The following is a 14,812-nucleotide window of genomic DNA, read 5'->3' as shown; positions in this document are numbered from 1 at the left end:
AGACCTCCTGGCCATCGCGGAGCCGCCGGCGCCTGCTGCGAACCGGCTATGACGGTTCTAACAGCCTTTCCGGCCGTGCCGCAACCGGCTAAGGTGGTTCCATGAGCGCCTCGTTCCCCGATTTCCGCCTCGGCAGTGTGCTGGCCACCAGCTTCACGGGGACGCTGTCGGAGCGTCATGGCGACGCCCTGGAGCGCATTCCCACGCCACGACGCCTCGTCGACTGGCTGACGGTGAACGGCCTGCCCGTGGACGCCTGCACCGCTGCTCAGCTCGACCTCGCCCGGGAGCTGCGGGAGGCGATTCACGCCGCCGCGACAGCGGCCGCGGTCCAGGAGGCCCTCCCCCCGGCCGCCGTAGACGTCCTCAACGGCTTCAGCACCCAGGGGCGGGCCACGGTGACGCTGACGCCCGAAGGCAAACGGCAGTGGCGGCTCAACTCGGCCACCGGCGTGGAGGATGCCCTCGGCGTGATCGCCGCCGATGCGATCAGCATCATCGCGGGCGAACGGGACGGCCAACTGGCCCTGTGCGCATCGCCGACCTGTCAAGCCGCCTTCTTCGACACGAGTCGAAGCCGCACCCGCAAATGGTGCGACATGAACACGTGCGGGAACCGTCAGAAGAAGGCGCGATTCCATGCCAACCAGCGTGCAAAACCCGGCCCTCCCTCGACACCGCAGAGGTCGCGATGACGGAGATCGACAACGCATGCACGGCCTGCGCATTCATCGGTGGCGATCGTCCGTTACCGGGTGGAACGCTTTTCAGGACACCTCTCTGGGTCGTACAGCATTCGGTGGGCCCGCTCGGGCTGGGCACCTTGGCCGTCATGCCGATCCGACATGTCGTTCACGTCGCCGACCTGACCAGCCGCGAGTCCGCGGAACTCGGTCCCCTGCTCCAGCGAACCAGCGCAGCGGTCACCGCGGTTCTGAAGCCCGACCAGGTCTACGTCTGCCTGTGGTCCCACGCCGACGCGGTGCCGGGCCACCTCCACTTCCTGGTGCAGCCGGCCCGCAGGGAGGACATGGCCCGCTTCGACGCCTACGGGCCGGTGCTGCAACTGGCCATGGCCGAGGCGAACCGTCCACCGGGCGCGGCAGCGGTCGAGGACATCTGCGCACGGCTGAGGGCGGCGCTCGGCACTTGATCGCACGAGACCAGCGGACCATGGTCCCGGGGAGCGGGACTTGGCATCTCGTCGGTTCTGGACACTCAGCAGCCAGGGCCCGCACCGCGAATGGCGGTACGGGCCCTGTTTGCCATGAGCCGCCGCCCTGCGGCGGCGGTGCTTCAGCTCTGCGGGGAACCTTCGCTTCCCTGCCCGGCTTCCTCAGCCGCGCCTGCCTTCTCGCGCATCTTGCGTACCAGCTCCGCCTTCTGGTCGGCCGCTGCCCGGCGGTCGAGATTGCGGTGCGGCCCGTTGTTCTGGCGTTCGGCGCGAGACAGCTTCTTGCGCTGGCCGCCGCCCATGCCCACGGGGTTGTTGATGTTCTTGCTCACGGTCACGGGTTCTCCCGGTATTGATGTCGAAGTGATCTGCGGCTGCCTCGGGGGCGCCGGCCGACGAGGCCGAAGGGCGTCAGCGGGGGCCCCTCACGGCTCACTCGTAAATCGGCGTCTGGAAGAACATGACAAAGACATTACCCGCTTCTGGGAACGCCGGGCACCAGCTTTTCCACGACCCCGGACCCGGTGACCAGGCCGGCCCTCTTCAGGCAGCCGCTTCCACCGAGCCTTCCGCCGGCTCTTCCGCCGCATGCTCCTCGACGGTGCGGGCGTTGGTGAGACTCAGCGCTCCGCCGGCGGCGATCAGGCCGACGAGCACGGCGAGAACGGCGTAGGTGATTCGCTCGCCGTGGAAGAACGACGTGACGAGCCCGCTGCTCCACGTGCCGGCCGGGAGCTGGGTGGTGACGAGGGCGGCGATCAGGGTGCCGACCACCGCCGTGCCGACGCTGGATCCGACCTCCTGCGCCGTGTCGTTGAGGGCGGCGCCGATCGAGGTGCGGTTGCTCGGCATCGCGTCGACGAGGGCGACCGCGCAGATCGTCATGACGGTGCGCAGCCCCACGGTCATGAGGACCATGCAGACCGCGATGGCGGCGTACCCGTGGTAGACGCCCCAGGACAGACCGGCCAGCGCACCGGCCAGGCAGGCAGCACCCACCAGGCAGGCGATGCGGTGGCCGAAGCGGCGCGCGAGCCACTCGGAGAGCGGGGTGGCCGCGAGCATGGTCACGATGATCGGCAGGTTCGCCAGCCCGGCCCGCACCGGGCTCCATCCGTACGCGTACTGGAAGTGCAGGATGAGTCCGAACATCACGCTGGCCATCGCGATGGACGTACCGATCTGCGCGACGGCCGCGCCTCGGACCGTTCCGTTGGAGAAGAGGCGCAGGTCCAGCATGGGTGCCGCGCTGCCGCGCTCGTGGCGGACGAAAGCGATCGCGGCCACGACGGCGCCCGCGATCGAGGCGAGGGTGGCCGCGGAGAGCCAGCCGTGGTCGACACCGCTGGTCAGCGAGTAGCACGCGAGTCCGATGGCGGCGACGCTCAGGACGGCGCCGGGCAGGTCGAGTGCGTCCCTGGTCAGGTCCTCCGGGCGGTCCGCGGGGACGCCGAGGCGGACGCCGATGCAGGCGATCAGGGCGATCGGGGCGTTGATGACCAGCAGCCACTCCCAGCTCACGTGGGCCAGCGCGGTGCCGCCGAGCAGCGGTCCGAGGACGAAGCCGGACATGCCGACGACGATCATCACGGTCATGGCCCGCATCCGCAGGGCCTTGTCGTCGAACAGCCGGAAGACCAGCGAGTTCGTGATCGGGGCCATCGCGGCAGCGGCTATGCCGAGCAGGGCACGCAGCGCGATGAGCTCCCCGGCCGTGGTGACGAGGACGACGCACAGGCTCAGCGAGCCGAACACGGCGAGTCCGACCAGCAACACCCGGCGGCGGCCGAGCCGGTCGGCCATCGAGCCGGCAGTGAGCAGCAGTCCGCCGAAGGTCAGGGAATACGCGCCGGTGACCCATTGCAGCGCGGTGGTGCCGCTGCCGAGGTCGCGGCCGATCGTGGGCAGCGCGATCGAGAGCAGGGTGTTGTCGACCATTTCGACGAAGAAGGCCAGGCAGAGGGCTGCCAGGGGGATCCACGCCGCGCGCAACGACGGATAGGCGCGCGAGGGAGTTGGAGGCGGGGCGGTGGTCATGGCAGTCCTTGTCATCGAACAGCGTTCCGTTATCGAACGGCGTACGATGAGCTACGATAGAACAACGTTCGATACGATGCAAAACGAGAGGTGAAGCCATGGCTCCCCAGCAGGACCGCCCCCGCGGAGGACGTCGACGGGCTTCGCACTCGATGGAGTCGGTCCTCACCGAGGCAGTGGCCCTGCTCGACGAGGCAGGAGAGCCCGCGCTCACCTTCCGGGCGCTCGCGCAGCGCCTCGGGGGCGGCGTCGCCAGCATCTATTGGTACGTGGCGAGCAAGGACGAGCTGCTCGACCGCGCCACCGACCACGTGATCGGGGCCGCGCTCGCCGACATCGAGGCACTCCCGTCCCACGACGACCCGATCGACGACCTCCGCGCGATGGCCGTCTCCCTCTTCGACGCGATCATGGAAAGGCCCTGGCTGGGGGCGTATTTCATGCGCAACACGGACGTCCAGGGCAACGCGCTGCGCCTCTACGAGAAGCTCGGGCAGCAGACCCTCCGGCTGGACCTCACCGCGCGTCAGCGATTCCATGCCGTGTCCGCGGTCGTGGGGGTCGTCGTCGGCTCCGCCATCGACCTGGGCCAGGAGCCGCCCCAGGAGGTGCTCGACGGCGCGGTGGGCCGCGACGAGTTCCTGGGCCGCTACGCCCAGGCCTGGCGAGAGCTCGACCCGGCGGACTTCCCGTTCGTGCACGAGATCGTCGACGAGTTCGACGGGCACGACGACATCGAGCAGTTCCGTTCGGCGTTGGAACTGACCCTGGCGGGCCTGCGTCTGCAAGCGGGGGCCTGAGCGGGCCGAGGCGAGCCCGCTGCGCCTGGCGTGAGGCACCGGAAGCACCCACCCCCCGAACCCGTACCCGTGCCCCTCCGGCCCGGCAGCAACGCGCCGCGTCGCAACCGATGTTGTCGGCCCGACGTCTCCACTGCGCAAGTCCGACCGGACAGTTCAAAGCACGCGAATGCCGTTCATCGGCATGAAGGCGGCGGGGCGGCAGAGGGCGGCTGTCCGACGGTGACCACGCGTGGTGAAGCCGTGCGGCCGGGCCGTGCCAAGGGGTGGACCGGCGACGTTGCCCGAACCGCGGTGTGGCACTGTGAACTGGGCCCGCACGCCCGCCGGAACAGACGTCGGAAAGGAACCGATTGTGACCGACCCCAAGGACAGGCTGGACGCACTGCGGGCAGACATCGAGCGCCGCAACCCCGGGCAGCCCGAGTTCCACCAAGCCGTACGGGAGGTCCTGGACACCCTGGGTCCGGTCCTCGCGGCCCGCCCGGAGTACGCGGAGGCCGGGCTCGTCGAGCGGCTCCTGGAGCCGGAGCGGCAGATCATCTTCCGGGTGCCGTGGACGGATGACCACGGCCGGGTGCACGTCAACCGCGGCTACCGGGTGGAGTTCAACAGCGCGCTGGGCCCGTACAAGGGCGGCCTGCGCTTCCACCCGTCGGTGGACATCGGCGTGGTGAAGTTCCTCGGCTTCGAGCAGATCTTCAAGAACGCCCTGACCGGTCTCGGCATCGGCGGCGGCAAGGGCGGCAGCGACTTCGACCCGCACGGCAAGTCCGCGGCCGAGGTCATGCGGTTCTGCCAGTCGTTCATGACCGAGCTGTCCCGGCACATCGGTGAGCACACCGACATCCCGGCCGGCGACATCGGCGTCGGCGGCCGCGAGATCGGCTACCTGTTCGGCCAGTACCGCCGCATCACCAACCGCTGGGAGGCGGGCGTCCTGACCGGCAAGGGCCAGGGCTGGGGCGGTTCCGCGATCCGTCCCGAGGCCACCGGTTACGGTGCCGTGCTGTTCGCCGCCGAGATGCTGAAGGCACGCGGGGAGTCCCTCGACGGGCTCAGCGCGGTCGTCTCCGGCTCCGGCAACGTGGCCCTCTACACGATCGAGAAGCTCCAGCAGCTGGGCGCCAACCCGCTGACGGCCTCCGACTCGTCCGGCTACGTGGTCGACGACAAGGGCATCGACCTGGCTCTGCTCAAGCAGATCAAGGAGGTCGAGCGGGGCCGCGTGAGCGACTACGCCACCCGGCGCGGTTCGTCCGCCCGCTTCGTACGCCAGGGCCGGGTCTGGGAGGTTCCGGCGGACGTCGCCTTCCCGTCGGCAACGCAGAACGAGCTGGGCGTGGAGGACGCACGCGCGCTCACCGCGAGCGGCGTCAAGGCGGTCTCCGAGGGCGCGAACATGCCCACCACCCCCGAAGCGGTGCACCTCTTCCAGGAGGCGGGCGTCGCCTTCGGCCCTGGCAAGGCCGCCAACGCGGGCGGTGTCGCCGTCAGCGCGCTGGAGATGGCCCAGAACGCGGGCCGGGTGGCATGGAGCCGTGAGCGGGTGGAGGACGAACTCGCCGGCATCATGCGGTCCATCCACGCGGTCTCGTACGAGACGGCCGAGCGGTACGGGGCCCCGGGCGACTACGTGACGGGCGCCAACATCGCCGGCTTCGAGCGGGTCGCCGACGCCATGCTCGCCCAAGGCGTGATCTAAGCCGTTCGGTCCGCTCGCCTCGCCGGCCATGTGGGGATGGCGGCGAGGCGGGCGTTCCGCGGCGAGGACGCGGTGATGCGGTCTCGCCGGGGATCGATCCGTACCCGGCCGCTACGAGGCGGACCACTCGATCAGAGGTGGCCGGACAGCCGCGCACAGCGGGTTCCCCTGCGGGTCCGTCAGCCCCAACCTCCCCACCAGCAGGCCCCCTTCGACAGCCGACGCAAGAATCGCGGGCGCGATGCCGTCGAACAGAAGCTTCGCCCTCCGGAACATCGCGAACGTCCCGTGTGCGTCGACCGTGCCCCAGGACAGGTAGAGGAACCTGCCGCCCGGACGGCCCTGGACACAGGGGCCCCTCAGGTCCCACCCTCCCTCAACGGGCGTGGCCGTGACCTCCAGTTCCCACTCCGCCGATGGCGCATCGCCGGGGTGCGGCCCGAGCAGCTCCGTGGGTCGGTCACGCCGCTGTACGGCAACGTGGACGTTGCGGTGTTCGGGACCGCACTCCCGGCCGGGCAGCCGTGATCCCTCGATGCGAACGAGCATGGCTCCATCATCCACCGCACGGCAGCCGGCTCCGCCGCGGCATCCCAGGAGGCCGGTCCGGCAAAGGCAGCTGAAGTTCTGCTCTGGATATTCCCATGTCCATGTTCACCGCACCCAGAGCGCCGGATGCTGCGCTAGCCGCCCGGTCTTACTCAAGGGGCGGTCGGGGCAGACGAGTTGTTGGGGAGAAAGTCAGTGATAAGACGTGCAGCACAGTGGGCTGTTGCCGGGGCGGCCGCGTTCGTGTTAGCGATATCGACACAGGTGTCGGCGTCGGCGCCCGCGTTCGCGGACCCGGCTCCGCAACTGGATCTGAAGGTCCTCCTGATCGGCGGCGGCCAGGAGGATCCGACCACGCTCGCGTGGCAGCACGCCCTGGACACCGAAGGGGTCGCGTACAGCCTGGTGAACTCCACCGGCGACCTGGGCAGCGAAACGGTCTCGCTGCCGCCGCTCTCCAGCGGGACACACGGCTACTACAACGGCGTGGTGTTCGCGGATTCGCCGGTGTGGTTCAGCTCAGGACAGCTGACAGCCCTGGACAGCTACGAGTCGAGCTTCGGCGTACGTCAGATCGACGGATACGTATATCCCTCGGCCTCGGTGGGACTGACCCCCGCCGGCTCGGGTGCGATGAGCGGGACCGCGCAGCTGACGTCGTCCGGTGTTGCCGCGCTGCCGGAACTGAAGGGGCCGGTGCCTTTCGAGACCGGGTCCTACGGCTATCCGGCGACTCCGGTCAGCGGCGCACCCGTCACCCCCTGGCTACAGAACGCGGCCGGCCAGACGCTCGCCGCCGTCTACCAGCATCCGGCCACCGACGCGCAGGCCGGTGTCGCCGAGTTGGCACTGACCTTCAACTACAACGCCACCCAACTGCCGTGGCTGCTGCTGAGCCCCGGATTGATCAACTGGGTAACGCAGAACACCCACTTGGGCCTGTACCGGAACTACTTCGGGCAGGACGTCGACGACGTGTTCATCGCCGACAACGAGTGGAGCAACAAGTATCAGTGCACCCCGGCGGCCACCGATCCGAACGACGTCCTGTGCCCGCCGGGCGTGGGCGGCAACGCGGCCGACGCTCCGCCCGACACCCAGATGAGCGCCGCGGACGTCGACTACGTGGCCAACTGGGAGAAGCAGACCGGCATCAAGCTGGAGTTCGCGTTCAACGCGATCGGCGCGTGCACCACGCCCACCGCGGCTGACGCGTCGAACGCCAACTGCTCGGGCAGCACCGCGGTGAACGGCACCACCTACACCGACCCGGGGCAGACCGTCGACCCCGCCTACCCCAACGACGCGGCCTTCGTGAACGAACTCCTCAAGCAGCAGGCGTCGTTCAACTGGATCAACCACACCTGGTCGCACATGTTCCTGGGCTGCACGGTCGCGGCCCCGCAGCCCGCGGACGTACCGGTCGCGGGTACGAACGGCGCGCTGGCCTCGGGCGGTTACAGCTACGAGATCACGGCGGCCACCGCCTACGGCGAATCCGAGCCCTCCACTCCGCAGCAGATCACGGTCGCGGCGAACGGATCGGTCGCCTTGTCCTGGCCCGACGCCCCCAACGGCGGCGGCCCGAGCCTGGCGCAGCTGGAGTCCCGGTATTCCGGCGGCACCGGCTTCTGGGGGTACAACGTCTACCGGGCCCCCGCCGGCTCCACCGACTTCGGTCTGGTCGGCCAGGTGAAGGAGGACCCGGCCGGCTCGGCCACGTCCTACTCCTTCACGGACACCGGGGCCACCAGCCCGGGCGGCGGCCCCGGCAGCACCGCCACCTACCCGACGGCCACCGACCCCGGCATCGGCTGCGCGAACGCCGCCGGCTGGGTCCCCGCCAGCAGCTCCACGGCCGACTCCAGCATCGAGCAGGAGATCGGTCTGAATGACGCCTTCGCCGCCAACAACGGCCTGAGCAACTTCTCCGCACACTCCGTCGTCACCGGCGAGCACTCCGGCCTGGAGAACCCGAACACCCCGAAGGCCTTCGCCGACACCGGCGTCAGCGTCTTCGGCGCCGATGCCTCGCGCCAGCCCCAGTCGTACACGATCAACGGCACCAGCGCGGGCGGGACCAGCAACAGCGCGGCCTCGGCACCCCGTTACCCCAGCAACATCTACTACAACGCGGCCAACTGGGCCGACGAGCTGAACGAGTACAACACCGCCTACGTCGCCGCCGGCTCCTCGATCGGCGACGGCCAGTATCCGGCCGAGACCGGAAAGTGCTCCAACACACCGTCCACCACCTGCACCACGACTCCCGCCACCGAAGCCACCGTGCTCGCCTCCGAGTCCCGGATCATGCTCGGCCATGTGCTGGCCGACGACCCGCGCATGAACTACGCCCACCAGTCCAACCTGATCGGGCCGGCGTCGAAAACCGTGGGCGGAACCACCTCCGACTACGGCTATACGCTGCTGACGCTGCTGAGCAACATGCAGGCGCAGTACGCGAGTTGGTCCACCGCGCCGCTGGTCCAGATGACCGACGCCACGCAGTCCCAGGTGCTGGCCGAGTCCGCGGCCTGGGCGACCGCGAGGAACGCCGCCGACGTCACGGCCACGGTGCAGAACGGCTCCGTCGTGGTCGCGAACTCCGGCGGCTCCGCGGTCTCGGTGCCGGTCACCGTCCCCGCCGGCAGCACGGTCAACGGGGCCGACTTCGGCGAGTCCTACGGCGGCACCCGATCGGCCTGGGCCCCCGTGGGCGCCGGCAGCTCGATCACGGTCACCGTGCCCGCCGGCGGCAGCACCCCCGGCACCGCACCCGTGGTCACCGGCCCGACCACCGCCTCCGCCACGGTCGGCACCGCGTTCAGCACCACCGTCACCACCACGGGTACGCCGGTCCCCGCGCTCACCGAGTCCGGGGCTCTGCCGTCCGGGATCACCTTCAAGGACAACGGCAACGGGACCGCCACCGTGTCCGGCACCCCTGGGCCCGGGAGCGGGGGCAGCTACCCGCTGACCATCAGCGCCGCCAACAGTGCGGGCAAGGCCACCGGCCCGCTGACGATCACCGTCAGCCAGTCCCCGGCCTTCACGAGCAAGTCCAGCGCCGTCGCCGGAATTCTCACCCGGTTCGCCTTCACGGTCACCACTACGGGCAGCCCGACCGCGACCCTCACGGAGAGCGGCACCCTGCCGGCGGGCTTCAAGTTCACCCCCGCGAGCAACGGAACGGCGACCATCACCGGAACCACTCTGGTTCCCGGCACGTACCACCTCACGCTCACCGCCAAGAACACGGCGGGAACCGCGACCCAGCCCTTCACCCTCACCGTCGGTCTGTAGGACCGACCACCGTCGGGTGGGACCTCGCGCCACAGCACGGCCCGTTCCGCATCCAGAGCAATGCGGAACGGGCCGTTCTGGTGCTCTGGCGGCGTGGAACCCGGCACGCCGGGGAGCGCTCGTGTCACTTCCTCCAGAACAGGTGGTGCGTCACACCGCTCGGGCTGGGCACAACATCGAGGTGGAACCGGTCGAGCAACTCATCGGGCGCGTCCCAGAGCCGGAGACCGGATCCGAGCTTCGCGGGTGTCACGACGACATGCATGGTGTCGACCAGGTCGGCGTCGAGGAACTGCCGGATGGTGGTGACTCCGCCGCCGAGCCGGACGTCCTTGCCCTGCGCTGCTTCCCGCGCCTGTTCCAGGATCGCTGCCGGATCGCCGGAGACGAAGTGGAAGGTGGTGTCGGAAAGCGTGATCGACGGACGTTCATGGTGGGTCATGACGAACACCGGGGTGTGGAACGGGGGCTCCTCACCCCACCAGCCGCGCCACTCGTGGTTCTGCCAGGGCCCGCGCTGGGGACCGAACTTGTTGCGGCCCATGATCTCGGCGCCGATGTTGCGGGCGTAGTCCCGCGTCAGGTAGTCGTCGAGGCCGCGACTGCCGCCACCGTCGGTCCGCATGGGCCAGCTGGCCGTGGCTCCGGCCCAGGTGAACAGTTTCGCGGGATCGATGCCGGGACCGAACGGGTTCTCAAGCGTTTGGCCCTCACCGGCGCCGATACCGTCGCTCGAAATGGTGAAGTTCTGGACTCTCAGTAGCTGGGCCATCTTTCCTCCTGCATTGGCGGTGACGACGAGGTGACACCTCAGGTACGCAATGACTCTTCAGGCAGCGAGAACTCATCGCCGTGTCCACGACTGGCCAGGATTGTGACACCACGGACACGCTGAAAGCCGCATTGCGGGGTCACGGTCCCGTACAGCCGCCGCGGGTCGGCGGGGTGGGTCGGGCGAGGCGTGCCCCGCCCGACCGGTCGCCTATTTCTGACCGATCCGCTGTCGGCCCGTTCGCTGGGAGGCGGCCACGATCGGGAAGGCGTACTCCGTCATCCGGATCTCGTAGGCGCGTACGGCGTCCACGAGCGGCGTGCGGGAGTCCGCGGCCACGGCCAGGGTCCGGGTCAGCTCGGCGGCGTCGCGGATCGCGGTGTTCGCGCCCATGGCCAGCACCGGGCTCATGGCGTGGATCGCGTCCCCGAGCAGGGTGACGGGGCCCGCTTCCCACGGTGGTACGGGACGAGCCGTGGAAACGCGCAGCGGGAACAGCGAGCTGGGGTCCCAATGCGCCAGGAGGCGGTGCACATCGGGGTGCCAGTCGTCGCCCATCAGACGCCCGGCCAGCTCGCGCAGGGCCGGGCCGCCGAGACCGCGCAGTTCGGGGAACGGGGGTACGTCCGGGTGGTCGGCCGGCGCTCCCACCATGCAGGCGATGTAGTCGCCGACGGGGGCGAGAGGGACGGCCGGCGAGTGTGCCGGACCGGCCTCGCCGGGAGGGCGGTCGAACCGTACGGGCCCGAACCCGACGTGCGGGCTTCCCGGCCCTCCGGTCACCACCGTGAAGATGCTGTCGAACACCCACGGGGGCAGTACGTCCGCGCTCCCGTCGGCTTCGGCAGCCCGGCCCGCCTCCCCGGCGCGGGCGGCCCGCGGGTGCAGCGGGATCCGCCCGTAGATCAGGCGCAGCCCGGCATCCTCGACCCGGGCCTGAGGGAGCAGCAGTGCGCGCACCGCCGATCCGACACCGTCCGCGCCGACCAGAAGGTCGGCATTCGCGCTGCGGCCGTCGGTGAACCGCGCGGCGACCGTCCCGTCCTGCCGCCTCTCCCAGCTCAGCAGTTCCGCGCCGTAGCGTACGGTGCTCTCCAGCCCGAAGAGCAGGATCTGGCGCAGAGTTGGGCGGTTGAAGGCGTACGAGCGATGGGGGCGGTCCGTGCTGCCGGACGGGTCCGGGCTGGGGGCGGTGGGCCGGTCCCCGAGTACGCCGAGGTGGCGGTCCCGGACGGAGACCCGGGCGGGCGGCGAGGCCGCGGTCGCCAGGCCGAGCCGGAAGAGGTGCTCCGGCAGGCAGCTTTCCAGACCCGCGAGCCCGGGTTCGTCGAGTTGTACGCGGTAACCCTGCGGGCGGTGGTCCGGGTGCGGGTCGCGCTCGTACACGGCGACGTCGAAGCCGCGGGCGCGCAGCCCATGGGCGAGGGTGAGGCCGCCGAGGCCGGCGCCGATGATGATGACACGGTGCTGGTGCACAGTCTTCTGCCTTCGTTGTGGTCACGAAGGAAGCACTGGGTTCCGGGAAGGGAACTGACACCGTGGGGCGCCGCTCAGAAACACCATTCAGGAGCGATTTTTCGCGCGTTCCATTGATTCTGGACACACGGTAGCAGTGCCCGCAGTGCGCCGACCCGGCCCTGGCGGTATCCGCAGGATGAGGCCGAGCACGCGCCAGGTGCGGCGCCGCCCTGCCGAGTTCGGCAGCGGCAGGGCGGGAGGGCGATAGGGCGCAGGGCATGTCTAGCCGGCGCGCAGTGCGGCGACGAGCCTGGTCCGCAGGAGCTGTACGGCTGGGGAGTGCTGGCCTCGGCGAGTGATGATCCCCAGCCGGGCGTGGGTGGCCGCATCGGTGAGCGGGACGGTCCGCAGGCCGGTGCCCCGTGTCGAGGACGGGCTGAGCACGACGACGCCGGCGCCCCGCTCGGCGAGGCGGAGCAACGTCGCCGGGGAACTGGCGTCGATGTCCACGCGTGCGTCGAGGCCGATCCGGTGGCAGGAGTCCTCGTAGGCGGCGCGAATGCCGGTGCCCGGAGACAGGCAGAGGATCTTCTCGCCACCGAGGTCGGCGAGACGCAGCCCCGTCCGGTCGAGGGGGTGTCCGGGCGGAACGAGGGCGGCGATCGGCTCGTCGAGGACGATGCTCACCTCAAGGCCCGGGGCGACGTCGCCCGCGTAGGCGATCAGGGCCAGGTCGAGGGCGCTGGAGAGGACCTGGGCCTGGAGCTCGCTGGAGTGGCCCTCGTGCAGGCTGAGTTCGACCCCGGGGTGGCTGCGGCCGAGGTCTGCGACCGTGTCGAGGAAGGGCGGGATCGCGCAGCCCATGATCATGCCGAGCCGGACCCGGCCGCGGACCGCGTCGCCGAACTCGGCGGCGGTGTGCTGGATCGCTTCGACGGCGGCGAGCGCATTCTTCGCAAGAGGGAGCACGGCTTCGCCGACCGGGGTGAGGCGGATGCGACGGCCTGATCGGTCGAGCAGTCGCTGCCCCAACTCCGTTTCCAGTTTGGCCACTTGAGTGCTGATACCGGACTGGCTGGTGTGCAGGCGCTGGGCGGCGGCGGTGAAGGTGCCCTCGTCCATGATCGCGGCGAAGTAGCGCAACTGATGCATCTCCATATCCAGTGATGATAGGTGCTATCTCGACTATCTGTTGGACGGATGGGTGAGGTGGGCCGGAAAATGGAGTCATGACGACGACGAAGACCGCGCGAGAGCTTGCCGAGACCTATTTCACCGCCTGGGAGGCGGGCGATTTCGAGAGCCTGCGAGGACTGCTGGCCGAGGACGTCGACTTTGTCGGGACGCTCGGAACGGCGTCGGGCGTGGAGGAGGCCCTGGCCGGGCTGAAGGGGCTCGGCCAGGTGCTGGAGAAGATCGACGTGAAGGTGCGAGTGGCGGAAGGTGATGAAGCAATCACCTGGTTCGACCTGCACACGAGCGTTGCGCCGCCCACCCCGACGGCGAACTGGATGCAGGTACGGGGCGGGAGGATCGCCCGGATCCGGGTGACCTTCGACCCTCGCGGACTGCTGGCGGGCTTCGAGAGCAAGGGCTGAACGGGACGGACGGCCCGGAGGGCCCGTTGGCCAAGGCGCCCGAAGAATGCTGCCCATGGCAGCTCCCGACGGGCGCCGACGAACCGCGACCGCACCCGAACGTGCCCCAACGCCGTGCCTCAACACCGCGCCTCAACGCCGGTTCTCCACAACGACGTTGAGGCATCACACCGTCACTGAACGCCACTTACCATGTGCCACGCGCGAGCACCGCGGCCTGAAGGTCAAATTTTGCCCACGGAAATTTGAGCGAATCACAACCTGGTCACTAAGGTCATCTCTCAAACCTTCGCGCGACCAGTCACCCAGCCGGGGTGTCGGCGAAGAAGCCGCCATGGCAGGGTAGTTCGGCGGCTCTGAGGAAGAAGGAGCTGCCTCCCATGGGGTCCCATCGCCGTCCCAGACAAGCGGGCCGTGCCCGAGTCACCGTCCTCACGGCGACTGCCGCAGCAGCCGTGGCGCTCAGCTCTCAGGCCGCCGAGGCCGCGCCCGCCAAGCCGAGCAAGGACGAGGTGAAGTCGAAGGTCGACGAGCTCTACCACCAAGCGGAAAAGGCGACCGACGAATACAACGGGGCCAACGAGAACCAGGCCGCCCTCCAGAAGGAAGTGACGTCGCTGCAAGAGGAGGCGGCCCGCCGACAGGCCGATCTCAACGCCCTGCGCGCCGGCATCGGTTCACTCGCCAGTGCCCAGTACCGCTCGGGCGGCATCGACCCGGCCGTCGCCCTCTTCCTCTCCGCCGACCCGGACACCTATCTCGACAAGGCGTCCGCGATGGACCAGCTGGGCGGTCGGCAGGCAGAGGCGCTGCAAACCGTCCAGTCGAAGCAGCGGGCGCTGGCGCAGAAGCGGGTCGAGGCGGGCCGCAAGGTCGCTGAACTCGCCGACGTCCGCAAGACGGTCGGTGAACGCAAGAAGGCGTACCAGGGCAAGCTCGCCGAGGCCCAGAAGCTCCTCAACACCCTCACCGCCGCCGAGCGCACCGAGCTGAAGCAGGAGGAGACGCGGGCCAGCCGCAGTGCCGGCGAGCGCGTCAACCTGGGCCGGGAGAAGCCTGCTTCCGGGCGTGGCTACGCCGCGATGCAGGCAGCCGCCACCCAGATAGGCAAGCCGTACCAGTCCGGCCACGAGGGCCCCGACTCCTATGACTGCTCGGGCCTGACCCAGTGGGGCTTCCGCCAGGTGAACGTCCACATATCCCGCGTCACCTACACCCAGATCAATGAGGGCAGCCCGGTCAGCTTCAGCCAGCTGGCCCCCGGTGACCTGGTCTTCTTCAACAACCTCCAGCATGTCGGGTTCTACGCCGGCGACGGCATGGTGCTTCACGCACCAAAGCCCGGTGCGTCGGTCCGCTACGAGAAGATGAGCTATCTGGGGAGCTTCTACGGAGCCCGGCGCATCTGACCCGGCG

13 protein-coding genes are annotated in these 14,812 nt (G+C 69.6%); 7 read left to right on the top strand and 6 right to left on the bottom strand.

Features of this window, described 5'->3' with window-relative positions:
• Positions 1-101 precede the first annotated feature (101 nt).
• Together CG740_RS34360 and CG740_RS34355 are read left to right on the top strand one after the other, a co-directional pair.
• Positions 102-695, top strand: a complete 594-nt coding sequence (locus tag CG740_RS34360; protein WP_100579235.1) for a CGNR zinc finger domain-containing protein — start codon at positions 102-104, stop codon at positions 693-695.
• 137 nt (positions 696-832) lie between these two features.
• On the top strand, positions 833-1,153 hold the full coding sequence (locus CG740_RS34355) for an HIT family protein (RefSeq protein WP_234376646.1): 321 nt from the start codon (positions 833-835) through the stop codon (positions 1,151-1,153).
• A gap of 143 nt (positions 1,154-1,296) precedes the next feature.
• On the opposite strand, the gene CG740_RS34350 is transcribed toward CG740_RS34355, so the two are convergent.
• Complete coding sequence (locus CG740_RS34350; protein ID WP_199846658.1) at positions 1,297-1,512, bottom strand: DUF6243 family protein; 216 nt, start codon at positions 1,510-1,512, stop codon at positions 1,297-1,299.
• 205 nt (positions 1,513-1,717) lie between these two features.
• On the bottom strand, positions 1,718-3,211 hold the full coding sequence (locus tag CG740_RS34345; protein WP_100579233.1) for an MFS transporter: 1,494 nt from the start codon (positions 3,209-3,211) through the stop codon (positions 1,718-1,720).
• 152 nt (positions 3,212-3,363) lie between these two features.
• Here CG740_RS34345 and CG740_RS34340 point away from each other — a divergent pair, with 152 nt between their 5' ends.
• Together CG740_RS34340 and gdhA are read left to right on the top strand one after the other, a co-directional pair.
• On the top strand, positions 3,364-4,011 hold the full coding sequence (locus CG740_RS34340) for a TetR/AcrR family transcriptional regulator (RefSeq protein ID WP_100579232.1): 648 nt from the start codon (positions 3,364-3,366) through the stop codon (positions 4,009-4,011).
• Between the two features lie 355 nt (positions 4,012-4,366).
• Complete coding sequence (gene gdhA / locus CG740_RS34335) at positions 4,367-5,716, top strand: NADP-specific glutamate dehydrogenase (RefSeq protein ID WP_100579231.1); 1,350 nt, start codon at positions 4,367-4,369, stop codon at positions 5,714-5,716.
• A 111-nt stretch (positions 5,717-5,827) separates the two neighbouring features.
• On the opposite strand, the gene CG740_RS34330 is transcribed toward gdhA, so the two are convergent.
• Positions 5,828-6,265, bottom strand: a complete 438-nt coding sequence (locus CG740_RS34330) for a DUF5990 family protein (protein ID WP_100579230.1) — start codon at positions 6,263-6,265, stop codon at positions 5,828-5,830.
• Positions 6,266-6,529: 264 nt separating this feature from the next.
• Here CG740_RS34330 and CG740_RS34325 point away from each other — a divergent pair, with 264 nt between their 5' ends.
• Positions 6,530-9,568, top strand: a complete 3,039-nt coding sequence (locus CG740_RS34325) for a putative Ig domain-containing protein (protein WP_100579229.1) — start codon at positions 6,530-6,532, stop codon at positions 9,566-9,568.
• Between the two features lie 124 nt (positions 9,569-9,692).
• On the opposite strand, the gene CG740_RS34320 is transcribed toward CG740_RS34325, so the two are convergent.
• From CG740_RS34320 to CG740_RS34310, 3 genes are all read right to left on the bottom strand, one after another.
• Positions 9,693-10,340, bottom strand: a complete 648-nt coding sequence (locus CG740_RS34320) for a dihydrofolate reductase family protein (RefSeq protein WP_100579228.1) — start codon at positions 10,338-10,340, stop codon at positions 9,693-9,695.
• Between the two features lie 210 nt (positions 10,341-10,550).
• Entirely contained in the window at positions 10,551-11,816 is a 1,266-nt protein-coding gene (locus CG740_RS34315) for an FAD-dependent oxidoreductase (protein WP_100579227.1), read from the bottom strand.
• A 264-nt stretch (positions 11,817-12,080) separates the two neighbouring features.
• Positions 12,081-12,956, bottom strand: coding sequence for a LysR family transcriptional regulator (locus tag CG740_RS34310; RefSeq protein ID WP_100579226.1), 876 nt, complete (start codon positions 12,954-12,956; stop codon positions 12,081-12,083).
• Positions 12,957-13,027: 71 nt separating this feature from the next.
• On the opposite strand from CG740_RS34310, the gene CG740_RS34305 reads away from it, so the two are divergent.
• Together CG740_RS34305 and CG740_RS34300 are read left to right on the top strand one after the other, a co-directional pair.
• Positions 13,028-13,396 carry a nuclear transport factor 2 family protein gene (locus tag CG740_RS34305; protein ID WP_100579225.1) on the top strand — a complete coding sequence of 123 codons (369 nt, stop codon included), beginning with the start codon at positions 13,028-13,030 and terminating at the stop codon, positions 13,394-13,396.
• 380 nt (positions 13,397-13,776) lie between these two features.
• Positions 13,777-14,805, top strand: coding sequence for a C40 family peptidase (locus CG740_RS34300; RefSeq protein ID WP_100579224.1), 1,029 nt, complete (start codon positions 13,777-13,779; stop codon positions 14,803-14,805).
• Positions 14,806-14,812 lie beyond the last annotated feature (7 nt).

Source organism: Streptomyces sp. CB01201 (assembly GCF_002803085.1).
Classification (GTDB): domain Bacteria; phylum Actinomycetota; class Actinomycetes; order Streptomycetales; family Streptomycetaceae; genus Streptomyces; species Streptomyces hundungensis.
Note: the sequence above shows the minus strand (reverse complement) of the source record. Positions and strands in the feature narration are given on the sequence as shown.